Origin of the sequence: Mucilaginibacter sp. cycad4 (assembly GCF_034263275.1) — a bacterium.
Taxonomy (GTDB): domain Bacteria; phylum Bacteroidota; class Bacteroidia; order Sphingobacteriales; family Sphingobacteriaceae; genus Mucilaginibacter.
On the sequence record NZ_CP139559.1, the window covers coordinates 985,830 to 1,006,349 of the forward strand.

The 20,520-nt window shown below is 42.6% G+C and carries 22 protein-coding genes; 10 read left to right on the top strand and 12 right to left on the bottom strand.

Annotated features, from left to right (window positions below; translation table 11 throughout):
* Positions 1–103: 103 nt before the first annotated feature.
* From SNE26_RS04110 to SNE26_RS04130, 5 genes are all read right to left on the bottom strand, one after another.
* Positions 104–1,156, bottom strand: a complete 1,053-nt coding sequence (locus tag SNE26_RS04110) for a UDP-glucose--hexose-1-phosphate uridylyltransferase (RefSeq protein WP_321558104.1) — start codon at positions 1,154–1,156, stop codon at positions 104–106.
* 198 nt (positions 1,157–1,354) lie between these two features.
* A complete protein-coding gene (locus tag SNE26_RS04115) occupies positions 1,355–2,224 on the bottom strand; it encodes an HAD-IIA family hydrolase (RefSeq protein ID WP_321558105.1) in 870 nt (289 codons plus the stop codon).
* Between the two features lie 51 nt (positions 2,225–2,275).
* Positions 2,276–3,313, bottom strand: a complete 1,038-nt coding sequence (locus SNE26_RS04120) for a hypothetical protein (protein ID WP_321558106.1) — start codon at positions 3,311–3,313, stop codon at positions 2,276–2,278.
* A gap of 175 nt (positions 3,314–3,488) precedes the next feature.
* On the bottom strand, positions 3,489–3,875 hold the full coding sequence (locus SNE26_RS04125; RefSeq protein WP_321558107.1) for a GxxExxY protein: 387 nt from the start codon (positions 3,873–3,875) through the stop codon (positions 3,489–3,491).
* 101 nt (positions 3,876–3,976) lie between these two features.
* The gene (locus tag SNE26_RS04130) at positions 3,977–5,335 is read right to left on the bottom strand and encodes a glutamine synthetase family protein (RefSeq protein ID WP_321558108.1); all 1,359 of its coding nucleotides are present in this window, start codon (positions 5,333–5,335) and stop codon (positions 3,977–3,979) included.
* A gap of 116 nt (positions 5,336–5,451) precedes the next feature.
* Here SNE26_RS04130 and SNE26_RS04135 point away from each other — a divergent pair, with 116 nt between their 5' ends.
* Positions 5,452–5,886, top strand: coding sequence for a gamma-glutamylcyclotransferase family protein (locus SNE26_RS04135; RefSeq protein ID WP_321558109.1), 435 nt, complete (start codon positions 5,452–5,454; stop codon positions 5,884–5,886).
* Positions 5,887–6,014: 128 nt separating this feature from the next.
* Here SNE26_RS04135 and SNE26_RS04140 read toward each other — a convergent pair whose 3' ends face one another.
* On the bottom strand, positions 6,015–7,025 hold the full coding sequence (locus SNE26_RS04140; RefSeq protein WP_321558110.1) for a glutamine synthetase beta-grasp domain-containing protein: 1,011 nt from the start codon (positions 7,023–7,025) through the stop codon (positions 6,015–6,017).
* A 519-nt stretch (positions 7,026–7,544) separates the two neighbouring features.
* On the opposite strand from SNE26_RS04140, the gene SNE26_RS04145 reads away from it, so the two are divergent.
* Both SNE26_RS04145 and SNE26_RS04150 read left to right on the top strand, forming a co-directional pair.
* Positions 7,545–7,925, top strand: a complete 381-nt coding sequence (locus SNE26_RS04145; RefSeq protein WP_321554927.1) for a hypothetical protein — start codon at positions 7,545–7,547, stop codon at positions 7,923–7,925.
* A gap of 29 nt (positions 7,926–7,954) precedes the next feature.
* A complete protein-coding gene (locus tag SNE26_RS04150) occupies positions 7,955–8,830 on the top strand; it encodes an IS3 family transposase (RefSeq protein ID WP_321554928.1) in 876 nt (291 codons plus the stop codon).
* A gap of 68 nt (positions 8,831–8,898) precedes the next feature.
* Here the strand turns inward: SNE26_RS04150 and SNE26_RS04155 are convergent, their stop codons facing one another.
* The gene (locus SNE26_RS04155; protein WP_321558111.1) at positions 8,899–10,197 is read right to left on the bottom strand and encodes a hypothetical protein; all 1,299 of its coding nucleotides are present in this window, start codon (positions 10,195–10,197) and stop codon (positions 8,899–8,901) included.
* A 110-nt stretch (positions 10,198–10,307) separates the two neighbouring features.
* Positions 10,308–11,033 carry an RluA family pseudouridine synthase gene (locus SNE26_RS04160; RefSeq protein ID WP_090526425.1) on the bottom strand — a complete coding sequence of 242 codons (726 nt, stop codon included), beginning with the start codon at positions 11,031–11,033 and terminating at the stop codon, positions 10,308–10,310.
* A gap of 277 nt (positions 11,034–11,310) precedes the next feature.
* Here SNE26_RS04160 and SNE26_RS04165 point away from each other — a divergent pair, with 277 nt between their 5' ends.
* Positions 11,311–11,754, top strand: coding sequence for a KTSC domain-containing protein (locus tag SNE26_RS04165; protein ID WP_321558112.1), 444 nt, complete (start codon positions 11,311–11,313; stop codon positions 11,752–11,754).
* Positions 11,755–11,762: 8 nt separating this feature from the next.
* On the opposite strand, the gene SNE26_RS04170 is transcribed toward SNE26_RS04165, so the two are convergent.
* The gene (locus tag SNE26_RS04170) at positions 11,763–12,353 is read right to left on the bottom strand and encodes a nucleotidyltransferase family protein (protein WP_321558113.1); all 591 of its coding nucleotides are present in this window, start codon (positions 12,351–12,353) and stop codon (positions 11,763–11,765) included.
* A gap of 433 nt (positions 12,354–12,786) precedes the next feature.
* Here SNE26_RS04170 and moaA point away from each other — a divergent pair, with 433 nt between their 5' ends.
* From moaA to SNE26_RS04195, 5 genes are all read left to right on the top strand, one after another.
* A complete protein-coding gene (gene moaA / locus SNE26_RS04175; RefSeq protein ID WP_321558114.1) occupies positions 12,787–13,776 on the top strand; it encodes a GTP 3',8-cyclase MoaA in 990 nt (329 codons plus the stop codon).
* 19 nt (positions 13,777–13,795) lie between these two features.
* Positions 13,796–15,010 (top strand): molybdopterin molybdotransferase MoeA, encoded by a 1,215-nt coding sequence (locus tag SNE26_RS04180; RefSeq protein ID WP_321558115.1) that lies wholly within the window; start codon positions 13,796–13,798, stop codon positions 15,008–15,010.
* A gap of 121 nt (positions 15,011–15,131) precedes the next feature.
* Positions 15,132–15,602 (top strand): cyclic pyranopterin monophosphate synthase MoaC, encoded by a 471-nt coding sequence (moaC, locus tag SNE26_RS04185; protein ID WP_321558116.1) that lies wholly within the window; start codon positions 15,132–15,134, stop codon positions 15,600–15,602.
* On the top strand, positions 15,583–16,776 hold the full coding sequence (locus tag SNE26_RS04190) for an NTP transferase domain-containing protein (protein ID WP_321558117.1): 1,194 nt from the start codon (positions 15,583–15,585) through the stop codon (positions 16,774–16,776). Before moaC ends, SNE26_RS04190 begins: the two co-directional genes overlap by 20 nt.
* The gene (locus SNE26_RS04195; RefSeq protein ID WP_321558118.1) at positions 16,769–17,827 is read left to right on the top strand and encodes a HesA/MoeB/ThiF family protein; all 1,059 of its coding nucleotides are present in this window, start codon (positions 16,769–16,771) and stop codon (positions 17,825–17,827) included. Before SNE26_RS04190 ends, SNE26_RS04195 begins: the two co-directional genes overlap by 8 nt.
* 230 nt (positions 17,828–18,057) lie before the next feature.
* Here the strand turns inward: SNE26_RS04195 and SNE26_RS04200 are convergent, their stop codons facing one another.
* The 3 genes from SNE26_RS04200 to SNE26_RS04210 form a co-directional block, all read right to left on the bottom strand.
* Positions 18,058–18,477 (bottom strand): molybdenum cofactor biosynthesis protein MoaE, encoded by a 420-nt coding sequence (locus SNE26_RS04200; RefSeq protein WP_321558119.1) that lies wholly within the window; start codon positions 18,475–18,477, stop codon positions 18,058–18,060.
* A 12-nt stretch (positions 18,478–18,489) separates the two neighbouring features.
* Positions 18,490–18,924 (bottom strand): GNAT family N-acetyltransferase, encoded by a 435-nt coding sequence (locus SNE26_RS04205; RefSeq protein ID WP_321558120.1) that lies wholly within the window; start codon positions 18,922–18,924, stop codon positions 18,490–18,492.
* 87 nt (positions 18,925–19,011) lie between these two features.
* The gene (locus tag SNE26_RS04210) at positions 19,012–19,254 is read right to left on the bottom strand and encodes a MoaD/ThiS family protein (RefSeq protein ID WP_090526447.1); all 243 of its coding nucleotides are present in this window, start codon (positions 19,252–19,254) and stop codon (positions 19,012–19,014) included.
* Between the two features lie 374 nt (positions 19,255–19,628).
* On the opposite strand from SNE26_RS04210, the gene fdhD reads away from it, so the two are divergent.
* A complete protein-coding gene (gene fdhD, locus SNE26_RS04215; protein WP_321558121.1) occupies positions 19,629–20,513 on the top strand; it encodes a formate dehydrogenase accessory sulfurtransferase FdhD in 885 nt (294 codons plus the stop codon).
* The last annotated feature ends 7 nt before the right edge of the window (positions 20,514–20,520 follow it).

A 20,520-nucleotide genomic window follows, 5' to 3' on the forward strand; every position in this document is an offset into this window, starting at 1 on the left:
CAAATATAGGCTACAAGCAGGTAAAATTGTTAAAGAAATACCTTTAATTAAGTTTCTCATAAATAGGTTGGTTATAGTTTGGTTTAAAAATAGCGTTTTTTCATTATTCCCTCGTTTTATAATGGATCTCACTTAAACCACGCAATTTTTCAGCAGCAAACTCTGCTGTGATATCGCGTTGCGGATTGGCAAGCATCTCATAGCCTACCATAAACTTTTTAACCGTGGCCGAGCGCAACAACGGCGGGTAAAAATGCATATGCCAGTGCCAGTAGGGGTGATCGCCCGAATTAACCGGTGACTGGTGCATACCCGCCGAATAAGGGAACGATGTTTCAAACATGTTATCATACCTGATGGTGAGCCTCCTGATAGCGTCGGCAAGGGCATGTTTTTCCTGCTCTGTAAAGTATAAAATGCTTGTTATATGCCTTTTGCTTACAATCATAGTTTCGTATGGCCAAACTGCCCAAAACGGCACAAGCACAACAAAATGTTCATTCTCAAAAACTATGCGGTCCTGCTTTTTAAGTTCCAATGCGAGGTAATCGGCTAAAAGGCTTGTTCCTTTTTGCTCAAAATGAAGCTTTTGCTGCTGGGTTTCTTTGGCTACTTCAACCGGCAGGCTGTTTTGCGCCCAGATTTGCCCATGCGGATGCGGGTTACTGCAGCCCATGATATCGCCCTTGTTTTCAAAGATCTGGATGTGTTTGATCCACGGATAAGAAGCCAGGTCCTCAAATTCCGACTGCCATACGTCAACCACTTTGCTGATCTCTTTGGTGGTCATTTGTGGTAGGGTAAGGTCATGCTTTGGCGAAAAACTGATTACGCGGCAAATACCTTTCTGGCTGTTAGCTACCAGTAGTTCATCTTCATTTAAACCGCCATCGGGCGTGTTCAGCAATAGTGATGAATAGTCATTGGTGAAAACAAAGCTCCCTTTATAATCAGGGTTTTCGCTGCCATCGGCCCTTTTATTTGTGGGGCACAGGTAACAGGCCGGATCATACTGCGGGCGGTCGTCGGCTTGCGTAGCTTCAACTTTGCCTTGCCACGGGCGTTTTGTACGATGCGGCGATACCAGGATCCAGTCGCCTGTTAAAATGTTTAACCTACTGTGAGGGTGCTCTTTAAGATCAAAATTAGTGTCCATTAGTTTAAAATCAGGTAATAATTGGCTTATACATGTAAGGTAGACAGTTATACCTTAGCGATTTCAAAGTTGGTAAAAATAAATGTAAATCATACATTTAAAATATCTTTTTCTGAATAAATAGTTATCGTAGAAAGATTGATAGGATTTGTAGAAAGGAAGGGGAGGACCTCATTAACAATGACATGTTTTGGAAGCTTAAAATCCCAATCCACCAGCTTCGACCACTGCCGAATCGCAGATATAAGTTGGCACAATGCCGGTGGCGGTGATGCGGTTTTCGGCGTCTTTGGCCTGGGTATTACCGGATAGCACCAGTACGGTATCCAAACCAAATTTATTACCGCCCAAGATATCTGTTTGCAGGGTATCGCCTACCATCACAATATCTCTTTTACTGATCGGCCTGCGCTCGCGGAGCAGATCATAGGCAAACATGAACATCTGCGAATCCGGTTTACCGAAACGAATGAACTCTTTACCTACAATTTTTTCTATCATACTGGCTAAACCACCTATTGCTATGGATACATCATGTTTGGTTAGGGGATAGGCATGATCGGTATTAGCTACAATGGCCGGAATAGTACGTTTACGCATCAGGTTAACTGATTTGTTCAGGTCACGTCCCCAGTCAAAACCTTCATCATCTAAAAATACCAGCGCATTAACCCTGTCAATATTGCTTTCGTTTACTTCGCTGATAGGCAACGTATGCAGCCCCGAGCTGTCAATGTAATGGGCAGAATCGGGCGTACCTAAATAAGCTACAATGCCGTCGTTCACCTTCAGGTCAAGATACTCTTTGGTAAGCATGCCCGATGATATGATCCTGTCGGGTGTTATGGCTGTCAATCCTTTGGTGGTATAAGATTCCGCTAATTGCGCCGGGCTTCGTGAAGCATCATTGGTTACAATATAATACTCCTTGCCTTGTTCTGCCAGGTAAGAAAAAGTACGTTCAATGCCAGGAAGCAGGCCGCCATAGTTTTTCAGAACCCCAAAAGCATCAAAAAAAACAACTTCGTATTTATCAATTATGGATTTAAAGTTGTCTATCCTGGTCATACTTATCTGTTTTTAGGGCTTTTTATAAAATCAGCCCGAAAGATAGCTAACCTATTTTAATTTTAAGGCCCCGATGATCTTTTCGGCATCAAAATCCCTGTCTACCGATGGTAAATAGATGTCGAAAGCCTCAGCCTGTAGTTTTTTGGCGTATTGTTCGCTGAAAAAGTGCTTGCCATCTTTAATTACGTAATTCAGGATAAAAAATCGATAAGCTTCTTTTAAAAAGCGGATCTCATCGGCAGTGAGCGGGTTAACTTTATGGTATTCTTTTAAAAAGATGATAAAACGGTCTTCCATCATGGTATTAATCACGTAGCTGAACACAGTACGGTCGCCAATATCAGAAACTACCCGACTGAAGAAATAGAAATCGAGTAAACGGTAGCTCATCCTGAACCAGTCATAGTCCCAGCGCGAGTACAGCTCAAGATCAGGCGTTACCGAAAAGTTACCGATATTCCAGTCGATAAATACAGGGATGATCTCGAACGAGCTCATATTGTATTTGGAGCGGTTCTTTAAAAAGGTTTCGCAGTGGTATTTTAAAAAGTCGGCCTGCATACCGGTACCAAATTGTTTTGGGTCGGTCTCAATCTGTTGCTGCAGTGTCCAGATATCGGTACGTAAAGTTTTTGATGATTTAGGCAATACATTTTTAACCCTTGAGCAGGCTTTATGGAACTTGCCAACCTGCTGGCCAAGCTTTTTAATATGGTTTTCATCCAGCCGGCGCGGCAGGCGCTGTAAAATACGTGTAGGGTTATAGAAAACCACCCAGGCATCGGTTTTGCCGTGTTTATGGTGATAGATGTAAACGCGGTTGTTTTTTTGTAAAGAACGGGCCAGGAAGTTCTCAAACGGGTAAAGCAGGTTAATTGCCAGTGTTTGAATAATGCGGTGATCCTCCTTAAAATGTTCGAACTTGCCAAAGTACGAGAGCTTGGCTATGATAATATCGTCGTCATCAAACGTAATGCGGTACACGTGATTGGTTGAAACCATAGCGCTGATATCTTCAATATCGCGGATAGTTTTTGACGCGTCATACCCCTCCCAGGCCTTGCGGATAATAAAAGAATAGTCCATTTGTATATATCTGCCGGCAAAGTTACGCCAATGGCAGCATTCGGTTTATAATTAAGGGTGTAAATATATTATTAATTTCTGAACCGGGATTTGGGGGGATTTTTAGGATTTTGACTTACGGCCTTTTTTCTGAACCGGGATTAAACGGATTTTTAGGATTTATTGGATTTTATCTTTAGGGTTTATATTTCTTGTTTAGAAGCCGCTTTACGATTAATGATTTACTTCCAAAGTTTAGTAATAAACCGATCTCTACATTGTAAGCTTCCAGATAATTTAAAGCTTGTGCCAAATGAACATCCTCCAGTTGGATGATGGCTTTCAATTCAACCATAATCATCCAGGATACAAAGAAATCAACCCTGCGTGTTCCAATATGAAAATCCCTGTAATAGATTGGCATCTCCTTCTCCCGTTCAAATACAAGGCCGTTTAATGCCATCTCAATTTCCAAAGCTTTTTGATAAATGACTTCCTGAAAGCCATTACCCAGGGTAGAATGCACTTGCATGGCGCAGCCAATTATTTTACCAGTTATATCGGTATGTTTAAGTTGATTCATTTTGAAAACAAACTAGAAGAGCCATCAGCATAACAATCTTTGCCCTCATGCAAATCAAAATCCTATAAATCTGAAAAATCCCCCCAAATCCCGGTTCCGGTTCAGATAATCTCAAAATACCTCTTCAACTCCCAGTCGGTAACGCTTTTGGCAAACTGGCGGTATTCCCACAGGCGGGTTTGGGTAAAGTGATCAACGAAACCTTCGCCGAAGAGTTCTTTGGCAATATCGGAGTTTTGCATGGCTGTGGCGGCGGCATGCAGGTTTGGCCATAGTACGCCATTGCTTTTGTCCTGGTAGCCATTGCCTGTTGTTGACTCAATGTTTAGCTCAAGCTTATTTTTAATGCCGTACAGGCCTGATGCCAGCGCTGCAGCCATGGCCAGGTAAGGGTTGGTATCAGAGCCCGGGATGCGGGTTTCCAGGCGGGTATAGTTTTCGGTGGTATTGATAACACGTAACGCGGTAGTACGGTTTTCCACACCCCAGGTAATGGTAGTTGGCGCCCAGGCGCCCTCAACCAGGCGTTTATAGCTATTGATGGTTGGTGCGTACATCGGCAGCAGGTGAGGCATGCAATATAGCTGGCCTGCAAGGTAATGCTTATGCAGGTCGCTCATTTTGTTTACATCACTGGCATCGTAAAACAGATTTTTTGATTGGTCTTTAGTCCACAGGCTTTGGTGGATATGGCCGCTGCAGCCGGGCAGCGTTTCAGTCCATTTGGCCATAAATGATGCGATGATGCCATGTTTGTAAGCTATTTCCTTGACAGCGGTTTTAAACAGGGTTGCTTTATCAGCGGCAGCTAAAACCTCATCATGCAGTATGGCAGCTTCATATACTCCAGGACCGGTCTCAGTATGCAGGCCCTCAATGGGGACATTGAATTTGGTAAGCAGGTTAAACAGGTCGTAATAAAAATCGCTGTTTTCTGATGTACGCAATATAGAATAGCCGAACATGCCCGGTGTAAGCGGTTCAATATTGGTGAACTTTTTATCGGCGAGGGATTGCGGGGTTTCTTTAAAATTGAACCATTCAAACTCCTGAGCAAACTCGGCGTGGTAGCCCATATCATTACATTGTGCCTTGATATGTTTGAGAAGGCTACGCGGACAAGCCGGCAGATCGTTGCCGTCGGGTTTGCTAAAATCGGCCAAAAAGAAGGGGATATCATCCTGCCATGGCACATTACGCAGGGTCGACAGGTCAATACGGCAAAGCTTGTCAGGATAACCGCTTTGCCAGCCGGTTAACTGCACGTTATCATAACAAACATCGCTGCTGTCCCAGCCAAAAACCACATCGCAAAAGCCGTAGCCACTTTGTAATCCATCAATAAATTTTTTAGGGTGGATCACCTTTCCGCGCAAAATGCCATCAATATCGGCAAAGGCGAATTTTATTTTCTGGATGTCATTTTGCTCAATATATGCTTTGATCTGTTCTTCGTTCATGGTATAAAAGTATGGCCGGTTAAGGTGCAGCAAGATAGCTATTATGGCTTAAACTATAAAAAAATAGCCTGTGCGTGTATAATACGCAATAGCGTTTACCTTTGTTTGGGCTATTTATGGAAACAACAAGTCAATTTTTATTTGTTTATGGTACATTGCTGCAGCCCGGTAATGAGTTTGCAGCGTATCTTAATAAACACTGCAAATTTATAGGTGATGGGAAAATAAGAGGGCGGCTTTATGATATCGGCGAGTATCCCGGCGCTGTGATCGGTAGTACTGAAGAACGCTACATTTACGGCAGTATTTTTATGATGGATGATCCCGAAGCTATATTAAAAGTCATTGACGATTATGAAGGTATCGGCAAGTTATACCATCATCCACAGGAATATATAAGGCAGAAGGTGGGGATCTACACCGCTAACGATATAATAAATTGTTGGATGTATCTTTATAATTTACCTGTAGTTGCTTACCATGAGGTTACCACGGGTGATTATATTCAATATTTAAAAGATACTTCTGCCAAAAACAACGTTGCTAAATAGAACTGAACTTAGAATGTATAAAGCTAATGGCTTGATTAATTATATAATTGACAAATTGACTGTAGTGCAAAAAAAATCCCCCGGTTTATAAAGCCGGGGGATTAAATAATAACTATTTATTAGGGGGATTAAAGCTTAGCTGATTTTACAGTTTTGATGATAACAGCAGCAACTTTGTATGGATCGGCAGCAGAGTTAGGGCGGCGATCTTCCAGGTAACCGCTCCAGTTGTGGTCAACAGCGTACAGAGGGATACGGATAGACGCACCACGGTCAGATACACCATAGCTAAAGTCATGGATAGAAGCGGTTTCGTGTTTACCGGTTAAACGCTGATCGTTGTCAGCACCGTAAACAGCAATACATTCAGCAACTGCAGGGCGGAAAGATTCGCAGATAGCTGTGAAAATTTCTTTGCTGTTTGCAGTACGTAAAGTAGTATTTGAGAAGTTAGCGTGCATACCAGAACCGTTCCAGTCTAATTGACCAAGTGGTTTGCAATGCCAGTTAATAGCAACTCCATATTTTTCGCCAATTCTCTCTAATAAATAACGTGCAACCCAGATTTGGTCACCAGCTTCTTTAGCGCCTTTAGCGAAGATCTGGAATTCCCACTGACCAGCAGCAACCTCAGCGTTGATACCTTCAACGTTTAAGCCTGCTTCTAAACAAGCATCTAAGTGCTCTTCAACAATCTCGCGACCGAAAGCGTTTTTAGCACCTACTGAACAGTAGTAAGGGCCTTGTGGAGCCGGGTAGCCAGCAGCCGGGAAACCAAGTGGTTTGCTGGTTGATGGATCCCACAGGAAGTATTCCTGCTCAAAACCGAACCAAAAATCATTATCATCATCAGCGATAGTAGCACGGCCGTTTGATTCATGTGGTTTGCCATCTGCACTTAATACTTCGCACATTACTAAGTAAGCGCTTTTTCTTTGTGGATCAGGAACAACAAAAACTGGCTTTAAGATACAATCAGATGAACCACCTGGTGCCTGCTCAGTTGAAGAACCATCAAAGCTCCAGTTTTCTAAATCTTCTACTTTACCGCTAAATTCTTTAACGATTTTTGTTTTGCTGCGCAGGCTTTGTGTTGGTTTATAGCCATCAAGCCAAATGTACTCGAGTTTCGTTGCCATTTTTTAATTAATTTGTAAAGTTGGGGTTCTAATTATAGTTTTTGTATTAATCTCAATAATTATTAAGGCGAATTTAAATTATTTTTACAAAATTCATTACAAATGTTAAGAAATTTTGTATTTTTTTTCAATAACATGTTAATTATAGCTGTAAACCTGTAAAAAAGAATCTGTAAAACTGCGTTTTTAACAATTTCATATTTTCGGAAATAAATGAGGGGCGTTTTTTATCAATAATGCAAATGTGCTTGAACAGGATGGCCCTGCAGGCCTAACACAAGCAGATTTACTTATCCCCACCCAATAAGGCTAAGATAAAAATTATTGATATAGTAAGTTAGTCGCTTAATTTTTCGGAGATGTTCTTAATAGCGTCATCAAGCCTGGTGGCCGAATCATAAAGGTGCTTTTCAACCTGTAAAAACTCCTCTTTTTTGTCTTTGCTTTCGCTCATCAGCTCAACAAGGCCTAATATATTGTGTCTTGTCCTAAAATAGGTTTACACAACAGTAAACAAAAATGGAAAGATATTCAAAAGTGTATGGCAGCAAATGGCAAAGCCAGTACAGCGAGGAGTTTAAGCGTAAAGTTTGTCAAGAATATTTAGAAGGTCAGGAAAGCCGAACAACGATTGAAAGGAAATACAAATTAGGCAATAGCCGTATTGCGTTTTGGCTCAAATCATTCGGATTGGAGATGAAGAAAACAATTTATGTATCTTCGAATGATATGCCAACCAAGAAAGATCAGGATGTCCCGGCCGAAAACAGCGCATCAATTAAGTTATTAAAAAAGCAACTTGAAGATGCATTGCTGGAGAAGGAGCTTTATCGTAAAATGATAGAAGTGGCCGAAAGAGATCTTAAGATCAATATCCGAAAAAAGTCCGATACCAAGTAATCCGTGAGATTAAAGACAGCTACCCTGGGATGAGCCTGGTGAAGTGCTGTTGTTTACTTGGAGTTACCCGGCAGGCCTATTACCAGCATTTTTGGGAGACAGAAGCGATAAGCTTTGAGCAGGAAATATTATTAAATGAGGTCCGGGCAATAAGGGCCATACATCCGATTATTGGCGGTAAAAAACTCTATGTTTTGCTGCAGCCTTTTTTGCTTGAGCACCGGATAAAAATGGGCAGGGATGCGCTTTTTGATCTGCTTGCTGCTCACTACTTGTTAGTTAGAAAGAAAAGGCGGCGCATACATACTACTCAATCTTTTCATTGGCTAAGAAAATATCCTAATTGCATAAGAGAAATTATTCCGACTAAAGTGAACGAAATATGGGTGTCAGATATCACTTACTACAGGACAAAGAAGGGATTCGTTTATATCAGTTTTATAACGGATGCCTATAGTAAAAAGATCGTCGGCTATCATGCCGCTGATACACTGGATGCAGTTCACACACTTAGTGCTTTACAAATGGCCATTAAAGAAAGTGACCAGCCTTTGACTGGCTTAATACATCATTCAGACAGAGGTGTTCAGTACTGTAGCTATGATTATGTAAAGCTATTACAGGACAATGAAATAATCATCAGCATGACCGAAAACGGAGACCCTTTAGAGAACGCAGTAGCGGAACGGATAAATGGAATAATGAAACAGGAGTACCTGGAACATCATATACTTAATGATAAAAACCAGGTTATGGAACTTTTAGCTAAGTCTGTAAACACTTATAATAAGCTAAGGCCTCACATGAGTTGCAATATGCTTACACCTGAGATCGTACATCAAAATAACCTATCTGTACAGCGAAATTGGAAAAGTTATTATAATTCAAAAAATGTCAATCTGTAAACCTATTTTAGGACTAATCAATAATGTAAACCTATAGCAGGATTAATCAATTAAACTGTAAACTTATTTTAGGACGATACATTGGTTAGATGTTTACGTACCTCGTGCGAGTTGATAAAAGCCAGCTCGCGTTTTTTGGTATCGTATAATAATTTTTCATAGTGCCGTTTTTGCCTGGCACTGCGATATAACAGGGCAATAACAGCAAACATGAAAACTGTGGTAATGCTGATGAGGATTAAGATAAGGCGTTCGCGCCTGTACTTTTCGGCAGTATCAGTAAACGAGGTTTCAATTTTATCAATTTTTATTTGTGCCGATACATTGCCCACCTGCGTAGTATTATTCAGGCTTTCTTCTGATTGTTTTAATGCAAGGTCAAAGTTCTCGGCAGCCAGTTTGTAATCGCCCTTGTCCCGGGCTATTTTTCCCAGCAATTGATAAAGGTGATGCTTTATTTCGGGGTGATTATCAGAATATGGAAGAGCAAGCAACTGGTGAGCTATAAAGCTTGCCGAATCCGGCTGCCCGTTCAGGTAAAAAGCATCGGCCAGGTTTTGTTTCTCAACATCGTTGGGCACATACCTTTTGTCACTTTGAAGACTTTTGATTTGTGTTATCGCTTTGTTATAATCATGTTTTAACAACGATATATAATAGGCTGTACGATTTTGGTAGCTGAATAGTTTATAACTTTTGTTGTTTGGCCCCATTAAATCATCATGACATCGCTGCAGCGAATCAAGATTTTTCATCCTGAAAAAGTTTTCGGCCTTGTTATAGCTTATTATCGTGTAAAACCTGTCGTCCCCGATCTTATTTTCTTCCTTGATATGAAATGCCTGGTTAAGATAATACAATGACTGGGTATACAGGTTGAGCTTGTAATACAGATCGGATATATTAATATTCAGAAATACCTGCAATAGCGGGTCATTAAGTTTTAAAGCTTGTTTTTGAGCCAGGCCGTAACTGTATATAGCGCCTATAGGGTTGCCTTTATCGGTTTGAATAAAAGCAAGATGGCTGATAAACGAATAAAGCAAAAAATCGGCTTTGTTCTTTGATGCCTGGTTAATGGCTTTAACCATTGCGCTTTCAGCTTCAGTGAGCTTTAAAAAGCGTTTTTGAATAATGCTTTCAATAAAGTATTTTAAAGCTTCCCTGTCGCCCACATCGTATTTATCAAGCTCTTTATAAACTTCATTTTTACCCTGCGGGATAGTATTTTCGGGCCCTTGCTGAAAACGGAGCTTAATATAATTAACCAGTTTTTTATCCTGAAGGTCCCTGTTCTGGATCTTTAAAAAATGAACAAGACTGTCTTCCGGAAGATATATATATGGATCAGCTTTTGAATAGCTCACACCAGATATTATCAGCAAAATACAGAAGAGGGATTTTTTTAAGCTACGCGGCATGGAGCATAAAAATACGTTGGCGTATGTTAATTTCAAACACTTTATACCATTTAATTTTAACTGTCAAACTTATCAAGCAGCTTCAAAAGCGTTTCAAAGTCTTTCGGGTATGGAGCATGAATGGTAACCTCGGTTTCGGGATTGATACGAAATGTTACTTCATAGGCGTGCAGGGCAAAGCGCTTCATGATGGGCAGCTCTTCCTGATCTTTACCCAAATGGTATTTGCGCTTTATTTTGGAGAGAAAAACAGGCTCGCCTTTATACATCTCATCGCCGGCTATAGAGGCCCTTTGTGTAGCCAGGTGGATCCGGATCTGGTGCATACGGCCTGTGACAGGACGGCATTCAACCAAAGTGTAATGTTTATAATATTTTAACGACTGAAACCAGGTTTCTGCACGTTTGCCTTCCTGCCTGCTGATGGTTACACTGCCCTTGCCAACATTTAATATAGGCAAATCAACAAGCAGGTTATCAAAAGTATGTGTACCGTCAATAACGGCGTGGTATACTTTTTTAACCTTACGTTTTTCAAACTGAATAGAAACCGACCGGTAAGCCTCGGGATTTTTGGCAAAAATAAGCGCGCCGGATGTTTCCTTGTCCAGGCGGTGGCAAATCTGCGCGTCATCCCAATAAGCCTTAGCCAGCCTTAACATGCTGATCTCGCTGCTGCCTTCGCCCCGTTCATCAAGCGAGCTTATAAAAGGCGGTTTGTTCACAACAATAACGTCATCGTTCTCAAACAATATGAGATCGGCAAATTTGGGAAACTTCATAGCCCGCAAAAATACAGTTTATAATTTAAACAGCTATCACCGTATTTTATTCATTTGTGCTGCCAAATTAAGGCTGCAAACAGGGTATGAAATTAGTTTGAATGTTAATAAAAGTTTTAGCTAATATTTACTCCATATCATTATTGCTTAATAAATAAAACTCCCTATTTTTCCTCGTTAAAAAAGTGTACCTTCGCGCCGTTATTTTCATGGTGGTGTTAAGCCTGGTTTTGCCTGTAATCCCTTCATCGACAATAAAAAAAGAATTAAATAAACAATGAAAAAAATTGGCGACTTCAGGAAACTCCTGAACGTGACCGAAAATGCAGAGTTAAGCGAGTTGCGTTCGGTTTATAAAAGCATGATGAAAACATGGCATCCCGACAGGTTCCAGGATGAGAGCAGGGTAGAAGCTGAAGAGAAAAGCAAAACAATTATTGAGGCTTATCACTTTTTGGTAAGTATTGCCCCTGAAACCCGCGCCCAAACTTTACCTGATTATACAGCTACCACTACATTATCAAACATAGCCGATTTTGAGTACAAGCAACAGGTACTGAAAGTAACTTTCCTTGATGGTAATGTGTATGAATATTTTGGTGTGCCCAAAGCGGTTTATATCAAACTGATCAACGCCGACTCGCCCGGCAGATTTGCCCGCAGGCATATTTTTAACGAGTTTATATATCGCAGCGTAAATAAACTGGTTGCTTCGGCTTAATTATCTTCCTATCCTACCTGGTTAAGCCTTTCTAAATCGTCGGCTGTGTCAATATCAATGGCCCCCAGCGGAAAAGGAAGTATAAAAACATCATCGGTGTGCGCTTCAATGATTTTTTTTGCACCTTCGGGCCCTTGCAGGCTAAGTAGTTCGGGGAAATATTTTATATCAAACAAAGCCGGGGCGCCCAAAACATCACGATAGCCGCAGGCAATGATGCCACAGTCATTAACTTCCTTTTTTTCCATTAGTTGTGATATCAGGAATGAATCAACAAATGGTTGATCACAAAGCATCAGGATCACTGTGGTTATACGTGGTTCGAGCCGCAAAATTTCGGCTACACCAACTTTTATTGACGAGCCCATTCCCTCTTTCCAATGCGGATTATAGGTAACATCTACAAGCTGTTCATCTATGTTGGGACGGATTAATCCTTCATTGGCCCCCAGCACCACCATAACTTTTTCGCAATGCAGGCAGGTAAGTGCAGTTTGAATTGCCCGCTGTAAAAGGGTTTTACCCTGGTAAATTTGATTTTGCTTGGGTGAGCCAAAACGATTTGATGCGCCTGCTGCCAGAATAATAATCCCTGTCATTTTTTATAACTGTTACATTAGGTGTTAGTATAACTGTTGCTGTAATGCCTGGTTAATTGTCATGCATTACTATTTTACAGCTTCCGGTCCTGTGTTTTATGTTGGTTAGGGCTCAGGGCTCCCTTTTTAATAATTTCTTTCGGGCGGATGCTTGTCTTAATACGGTAATAGTTTAATTAAAGTTTTAGTTAGAACCGTGCATTTATAACAATTTGATTTTTTGTGTTTTATGCGCTTGTTACAAACTGAGTATAAGCCAGCAAAGTTTTTTATAATTTTATTTGAGATCAGATATATCACTAACAAAGGAAATAAAAATACATTTCGTAAACATCCCCCAGCATAGTAATGCTTATTTTTACAATTGCCATGCATAAACTTAAAAGTGTAATGGCTGTTATTAATTAAATTTACAGGATAAACGGGCTATATTTTGTTAACAGATAATCATGGACGGAAGATAAGCTACATGCGCCTCGCGGTGACAGACAGGTGCAATCTGCGCTGTTTTTACTGCATGCCGGAGGATGGCCTGAACTGGCTTTCACGTACCGAGCTCATGACCTATGAGGAAATGCTGCAATGCTGCCGCTTACTGGTGAAAATGGGTATCGAAAAAATCCGTATTACCGGGGGCGAGCCTTTTGTACGCAAAGATATTATGCATTTGCTCACCGGCATATCCCAACTGGATGGCTTAAAAGAGCTGGGCCTTACCACAAACGGCGTACTGACGGCACCTTATGTGCCAGAGCTGAAAAAGATAGGTGTACGATCAGTAAACCTGAGCCTGGATACGCTGGATGCCAACCGCTTTTTTACCATTACCCGCCGCGACGAATTTGCCAGTGTGATGGCTGCCTTGGATGCCATGTTGAGCAATGATATGGAAGTAAAGATCAATGCAGTAGTGATGGATGGCAAGAACATTCAGGATATTATCCCGCTGGTTGAACTGGCTAAAGAGCTGCCGGTAAGTGTCAGGTTCATTGAAGAGATGCCTTTTAATGGCGATGGCCATGTATATGATGGATTGCACTGGGACTACGTGCGCATTTTAGATGAAATAAGAGGCAAATATCCGCAAATAAAAAAGCTGGATGATCCGGCTTATTCTACTTCATACAATTATCAGATCCCGGGGCATAAGGGTACTATTGGTGTTATAGCCGCTTATTCGCGTACATTTTGCGGTAGCTGTAACCGGATCCGAATAACACCGCAGGGCGAATTAAAAACCTGTTTGTATGATGATGGCGTGCTTAACTTAAAAGATCTGATGCGTGCGGGGGCTTCTGACGAAGTATTGGAGGATGCCCTGTTAAATGCTTTTAGCCATCGCCCGGCAGATGGCTGGGAAGCCGAGCGGGCGCGGGTAGCCAAAACCGGCATCCATGAATCAATGGCCACCATTGGCGGGTAGTTTAAAAACTATATATAATATGACAACGGTTGAAGAAGCTGAAAAACTGGTACTGGCGCAAATGAGGGATTATGGTGCCCAAAGCCTCCCGTTTGAACAGGCTTTGGGCTATGTGCTGGCCGAAGACCTGAAGGCCGACCGCGACCTGCCCCCCTTTAACCGGGTAACCATGGATGGCATAGCTGTAAAATATGAAGCCATTGAAAACGGTACCACTATTTTCCATATAAAAGCAACCCAGGCCGCCGGTGACGAACCCGTACAGATCAATGGGGCCCACGAATGCATCGAGATCATGACCGGTGCTGTATTGCCTGCTTCGGTTGATACAGTGATCCGTTATGAGGATGTGGAGATCATCGCCGGGTCGGCCAGCGTACATACCCGCGACATAAAAAAAGGGCAGAACCTGCATTTGCAGGGCGTTGATAAAAAACAAAATGATGTTATATCAACATCAGGTCAGTTGGTAAGCCCAGCTATCATCAGTGTGGCGGCATCAGTAGGAAAAACCCACCTGCTTGTTAAAAAGATGCCGCGGGTGGTAGTAGTTTCGTCGGGCGATGAACTGGTTGATGTGCACGAAACGCCGCTGCCATACCAGATCCGCAAATCAAACAGCTATATGGTAAAGGCGGTTTTAAAACAGCATGGTGTTGATGCCGATATTTTGCATATCCCTGATGAGCCAGCTGTTACCAGCGAAAAGATCCAACACTGTTTGCAAAACTATGATGTGCTGCTGCTGAGTGGTGGTATTTCAATGGGGAAGTTTGATTATATCCCCCAGGCACTTGAGGACCTAAAGGTTGAAAAACTGTTTCATAAAGTAGCCCAACGCCCGGGCAAGCCTTTTTGGTTTGGCATGCATAACAATGGGCCATTGGTGTCATTGGTGTTTGCCTTTCCCGGTAACCCGGTAGCCACATTCATGTGCCTGCACCGGTACTTTTTAACATGGCTTAACGCAACACTTGGTTTACCCGCAAAAGCCACAACATATGCGGTATTAGGGAAAAATTTTACGTTTCAACCGGCATTGCAATACTATCTGCAGGTAAAGCTGCAAAGTAACCATCAGGGCCAGTTGATAGCTACCCCTGTTGAGGGAAATGGTTCGGGTGATTTTGCTAACTTAGCAGATACCGAAGCCTTTTTAGAACTTCCGCCTGAAAAGAATAATTTTAAAGCAGGGGAGGTGTTTAAGGTTTGGAGCTTTAACCATGATTTGTAGGATTTTAGGATTTATTGGATTTTGATAAATAATAATCGCTGGGCGACAAAATAAATCCTGTAATCAAAAAAATCCTTAAAATCCAGGTTCAGACAAATAATCAAGTAAATAAAGGTTCATAATGTTAACCCACATAAACAAACAAGGCGATCCGAATATGGTTGATGTAACTGAAAAACAGGTTACACACCGCACCGCTACTGCTCGCAGCGTGGTTGCTTTGCCGGCTGAAGTGTTTGAACTTTTAGCAGGGAATGAATTGCAGAGCAAAAAAGGCCCGGTTTTTCAAACGGCAATTATTGCCGGTATTATGGCTGCCAAAAAAACGGGCGACCTGATCCCGCTTTGTCACCCGCTGGGTTTGGATAACTGTAATGTTGCTATCCGGATAAATGAACAGCAGGAGGTAGTGGTTGATTGTACCGCCAGCATCACCGCGAAAACAGGAGTTGAAATGGAAGCACTGGTAGGCGCTTCAATAGCAGCACTTACCATTTATGATATGTGCAAGGCCATGAGCCATGATATAGTGATAAAAGAAACCAAACTGATCTCAAAAACAGGAGGTAAACGTGACTTTAAAAGATCATAACCAGCCATCAGGCACACATAAAAAACACGCCAAACTTGCCAGGCCTTCCACAGGTAACTTTGGCCGTAACGAATGGGCAATTTTGGGTGGCCCCTGTACAGTGATCAAATTATTAGCCGATGATGTGATCCGGTCACTTTCGCCGGTTTATAAATGTGCTTATGTGGATATGTCACATAACGATGATATAACTTTGCTGCCCGGCAGATTGGTGAGCGGTGCCTCGCTCGAATATACCGACCAGGTAAACTATCAGCAATTCAATTATCAAAACCCGGTATATCCCTACCAGCTTAAACAGCAATTTTCATCTGCCGATCTGGTATTAGTTAACGGCAATCATCAGCAGGCTAAGGCCCAGGTAGTTATTATCGACGTTAATAAAAAAGCTTCGCTGCAAAAAAGGATAGGTCAGCTCAATAATGTTCAGCTTTTTCTGCTAGCCGATAATGCAAGTGAGATCCCTGATTTTATACAGGAGGTTATCCCTTACTGGCAACAGGTCCCTGTTTTAAAAATAGATGAACGGGAAAAGATCGTAGCCTTTTTTGAAGCGGCGTTAAAACAGGCCAAACCTGTTTTAAACGGACTGGTATTGGCCGGCGGTAAAAGTACCCGAATGGGTTTTGATAAAGGAGCGGCTAACTGGCACGGCAAGCAGCAACGCTATTATATGGCCGATCTGCTTAAAAACTTTTGTAAGGAAGTTTATATCTCCGGTCGCCCGGGCCAGCAGCAGGAAATTGACCCGGCTTATCCGGTTATTGAGGATACATTTACAGGCTTGGGCCCTTACGGGGCTATTCTTTCGGCTTTTCGCGAACAGCCGGATGCTGCCTGGCTGGTAATTGCCTGCGATTTGCCTCTGATGGATGAAAGTACGCTTCGTAATTTAGTGGCGTGGCGAAACAGCTCGTCGGTGGCTACGGCTTATCATAGCCCGGTAACCGATTTCCCTGAACCTTTGATAGCCATATGGGAGCCCAAAAGCTACCCCGTACTGTTATCTTTTTTGGCGCAGGGATATTCATGTCCGCGCAAGGTTTTGATCAATAGTGATATTACATTGTTAAACGCCCCACAACAGGAGGCGCTGACCAACGTAAACACGCCCGAAGAATTGGAGAAAGTAAAATCAATGATCCACCATAAAATAGTTGCTACTAATGAATGAGGATTTACAACGATATAACTGCCAGATAGCACTGCCTGGTTTTGGTGAGGAAGCCCAGCAATTATTGCAGCAAGCCCGTGTACTGGTTGTTGGGGCAGGAGGGTTAGGCTGCCCGGCTGCACAATACCTGGCGTCAACGGGTATTGGCACATTAGGCATAGCCGATTTCGACCTGGTATCGGTAAGTAACCTGCACCGCCAGGTATTATATAACCCTGCCGATGAGGGCGAAAATAAAGCTGAAGTGGCCTGCTCACGCCTGCAGGCGCAAAATCCGGGTATTAAGCTTGCGCCTCATACTATCAAAATAACATCCGATAATGTGATGGATGTGATCAGCAACTACGACATTGTGCTGGATGGCACCGATAATTTTGAAACCCGCTACCTGCTTAATGATGCCTGTGTTTTGGCCGGTAAACCACTTGTATACGGTGCTATTTACCAGTTTGAAGGGCAGGTTGCGGTTTGGAACGTCAGCAATCCTAAAGGGGCAAATTCACCCAATTACCGTGATCTGTTCCCCGAAGTGGATGCCACCCAGATCCCTAACTGTACTGAAGGCGGGGTAGTCCCTACGCTGGCCGGTATCATTGGCTGTATGCAGGCCAATGAAGTGATCAAATATATTACCAAAACAGGCGAATTATTGGCTGGTAAAGTGCTCATCTTTGATGCGCAAAGCATGCAAAGCCGCATCTTTAAGATCGGCCCGGTTACTAAAACGCATATCCGCAGGTTAAAAACAACCATTACCATTCCTACCATTAATGCTGATGAACTAAAAAAACGGATTCTTTTGGATGATACCGTAGAACTTATTGATGTGCGTACCATCCAGGAGCGCGAAGCCTATGACATTGGCGGTACGCATATCCCTCTTGACGAAGTAGAAGAATACCTGGCCTACTTTACCAGCCCGAATACCAAAGTGCTTTACTGTTCATCGGGCAAACGAAGCGACGAAGCCGTAAAGCTGATCCTTAAAATGATCCCCGAAGCAGATGTGTTTTCGCTGGAAGGTGGATTGGAAGAGTGGAGTGATGATTAGATGATTTGATTTCGGAGTTCGGATTTTCGATTTCGGAATTGAAATTTTAGTTTTTTAAGGTATAGTTTCCCCCTATGTCATGCTGAACTTATTTCAGCACCCCACTTGCTAAGTAGGCGATAAGAGTATGGCGTATACATGTCCTGTGGGATCCTGAAACAAGTTCAGGATGACGGTTCGTTCTAATTTAAAATCAAAAATCCGAAATCGAACATCCCAAATTCGAAATCCTAAGGATGTGCTGCCACCCATACATCGCCATCTTCAAAGCTTTCTTTTTTCCAGATGGGGACGGTTTGTTTAAGTGTGTCAATGATATATCTGCAGGCATCAAAGGCAGCATCACGATGAGCCGCCGATACGGCTATAACAACCGGTACTTCGCCAACATTCAGCAAACCTGTACGGTGATGGATCAATATTTTTTGCACCGGCCAGCGGTCAAAGGCCCGGGCAGCAATCTTGTTCATTTCGCTGACGGCCATAGGTTCATAAGCTTCAAAATCGAGCCTTAAAACTTTTTTCCCTTTGGTTGCATTGCGTACGGTACCAATAAATACATCTATCCCCCCGGATTCGGGCGACATGATCCAGTCGATACATGATTGGATCTCCAGTGTTTGGGCCGATAGGAGGATCTGTGTTTTCATAGCAATGCAAATCTATATTTTATCTGCCAATGATTTCATGAGGTATTTAGGCGATTCGGAATAGCCCTGCCTGTAATAAAAACGATGTGCATCAACACGCCGTGTATGGCAATGTACCTCTATCCGGTCGGCATTGTGCTCTTTGCCGAGCTCAGTAATATAATCCTCAAGGGCTTTACCAATGCCTTTACCACGCGTGTTTTCATCTACAGAAAAACAGCTGATGCGGATAAAATCGCCTTTAACTACCAGCTGCGTTAAAAAATCAATAGCGATGAACCCCGCAACCTCGCCGTCATTTTCATAAACCAAAACCCGTGATGAAGATTGCCCCAGCATTTTTTCAAGGTTTCCCGGCAAAAAATCTTCAGTGCCGGGATAGCCCAATTGCGTTAGCAGGTTTGATATTGAAATATGATCGGTAAGCGTTGCGCTTCTGATGGACATTGTATTGGCGTATTAGTTTGATTCTTTCAAATAGATTTGTTAGGGCTGTTAGGAACTGCAAACTGCCCACTAAAAACTGCAAACTGATCACCCCCCGCTTACCGGCGGAATGATCGCAATCTCATCGCGTTCGTGGATGGTATCACCGGGCAGGGCGTATTCGTTATTTACCGCCAGCATGTATGATGAAAGCTGTTTTAAACGTGGATATTGCTGTTCAAGCAGGTATTTTAAATTGGAGATAGTAGCATCGTTGGTCATTTCCAGGCTAACTTCGCTGCTTCCAAATATCTCCTTAGCCACTCCAAAAGCCAGTATGTTGATCTTCATATCTCAAAAATATTCAAATTAGCTTACAAAATGAGCAAAGGATTAAATTTAACATTAGCAGGTTTAAGCGTCTGCGCTTGAACCTAAACAAAAAGTAGGCGTCCACGCTTACTTTCCTGCAACTTAAGTGTGAACGCTTGACCTTGCCGGGGTTTGCACGTGTTAATACTGTTTTTTATTTAATATGTTGATTGTCAATTTAATGTATAAATATGGTTCAGATTTCTGTTAACCCTGTTAACCCTCTTCTGATCTAAGTTAACGGCTATTATGTGGACGCTTGCCTCAAAAATAATTCAAACGCAAACGCTTGAACTTGCCTTCTACAGGTAAACTCGCATAAACAAACCATGCTATAAATTGTATCTTTGAATATGTCTTCGTCATCAGTTATCCATATCCCTGTAGTAAAAGTTAAGGCTAACCAAAGCGCCAGGGAAGAGGATAGTATTGCCATTGAAGAACCCCTGGAAATTAAGCTGAAATATGGCCCTGCCGACACCAGAGAGGTCCGTAACATCTCAGTAACCATGCGCACACCGGGGCACGATTCCGAACTGGCAACAGGTTTTCTTTTTACCGAAGGCATTATTAAAAATGGCGATGAGGTAAAATCGGCCAGGCATAGCTTTATAGCCTGTGCCGAAAACAAGGATAACACGATACTGGTGACATTGGAGGAGGGCGTTCTGCCGAACCTCCAAAATACCGAACGTAATTTTTATACCACCAGCAGCTGCGGTGTATGCGGTAAGGGTTCTATCAGCGCCATCCGTACGGTAAGCAGTTTTACCGCCGGTACAGATGATGGCAATGTGATCCACAGTGTTGTACTTAATCAGTTGCCGAAGATTTTGCGCCGTCATCAGCGCGTATTTGATGATACGGGAGGCTTGCACGCCTCGGCTTTGTTTACCCCATTGGGCGAGTTATTGTTATTGAGGGAAGATGTAGGCAGGCATAACGCGTTAGATAAACTGATAGGTGCCGCCATGATGTATAACTGGCTGCCATTGCAGCAAACAGTATTGATGTTGAGCGGTAGGGCCAGTTTTGAGCTTGTCCAAAAAGCCGCCATGGCAGGTATCAGTATCATCGCCGCAGTAGGCGCTCCCTCAAGCCTGGCGGTAGAGCTGGCAAACGAATTTAATATTACACTAATTGGCTTTTTACGCGATGAGCGCTTTAATATTTATACAGGCTCGCACCGCGTAATGGTCCTTGCCGATGAGGCTGTACTAACGTCTCCATCGGCATAAACTGATT

Excerpts from the sequence above, each read along its gene's own strand:
- SNE26_RS04110 (WP_321558104.1), bottom strand. The coding sequence starts at position 1,156 with ATGGACACTAATTTTGATCTTAAAGAGCACCCTCACAGTAGGTTAAAC.
- SNE26_RS04115 (WP_321558105.1), bottom strand. The coding sequence starts at position 2,224 with ATGACCAGGATAGACAACTTTAAATCCATAATTGATAAATACGAAGTT.
- SNE26_RS04120 (WP_321558106.1), bottom strand. The coding sequence starts at position 3,313 with ATGGACTATTCTTTTATTATCCGCAAGGCCTGGGAGGGGTATGACGCG.
- SNE26_RS04125 (WP_321558107.1), bottom strand. The coding sequence starts at position 3,875 with ATGAATCAACTTAAACATACCGATATAACTGGTAAAATAATTGGCTGC.
- SNE26_RS04130 (WP_321558108.1), bottom strand. The coding sequence starts at position 5,335 with ATGAACGAAGAACAGATCAAAGCATATATTGAGCAAAATGACATCCAG.
- SNE26_RS04135 (WP_321558109.1), top strand. The coding sequence starts at position 5,452 with ATGGAAACAACAAGTCAATTTTTATTTGTTTATGGTACATTGCTGCAG.
- SNE26_RS04140 (WP_321558110.1), bottom strand. The coding sequence starts at position 7,025 with ATGGCAACGAAACTCGAGTACATTTGGCTTGATGGCTATAAACCAACA.
- SNE26_RS04145 (WP_321554927.1), top strand. The coding sequence starts at position 7,545 with ATGGAAAGATATTCAAAAGTGTATGGCAGCAAATGGCAAAGCCAGTAC.
- SNE26_RS04150 (WP_321554928.1), top strand. The coding sequence starts at position 7,955 with ATGAGCCTGGTGAAGTGCTGTTGTTTACTTGGAGTTACCCGGCAGGCC.
- SNE26_RS04160 (WP_090526425.1), bottom strand. The coding sequence starts at position 11,033 with ATGAAGTTTCCCAAATTTGCCGATCTCATATTGTTTGAGAACGATGAC.
- SNE26_RS04165 (WP_321558112.1), top strand. The coding sequence starts at position 11,311 with ATGAAAAAAATTGGCGACTTCAGGAAACTCCTGAACGTGACCGAAAAT.
- SNE26_RS04170 (WP_321558113.1), bottom strand. The coding sequence starts at position 12,353 with ATGACAGGGATTATTATTCTGGCAGCAGGCGCATCAAATCGTTTTGGC.
- SNE26_RS04180 (WP_321558115.1), top strand. The coding sequence starts at position 13,796 with ATGACAACGGTTGAAGAAGCTGAAAAACTGGTACTGGCGCAAATGAGG.
- moaC (WP_321558116.1), top strand. The coding sequence starts at position 15,132 with ATGTTAACCCACATAAACAAACAAGGCGATCCGAATATGGTTGATGTA.
- SNE26_RS04195 (WP_321558118.1), top strand. The coding sequence starts at position 16,769 with ATGAATGAGGATTTACAACGATATAACTGCCAGATAGCACTGCCTGGT.
- SNE26_RS04200 (WP_321558119.1), bottom strand. The coding sequence starts at position 18,477 with ATGAAAACACAGATCCTCCTATCGGCCCAAACACTGGAGATCCAATCA.
- SNE26_RS04205 (WP_321558120.1), bottom strand. The coding sequence starts at position 18,924 with ATGTCCATCAGAAGCGCAACGCTTACCGATCATATTTCAATATCAAAC.
- SNE26_RS04210 (WP_090526447.1), bottom strand. The coding sequence starts at position 19,254 with ATGAAGATCAACATACTGGCTTTTGGAGTGGCTAAGGAGATATTTGGA.
- fdhD (WP_321558121.1), top strand. The coding sequence starts at position 19,629 with ATGTCTTCGTCATCAGTTATCCATATCCCTGTAGTAAAAGTTAAGGCT.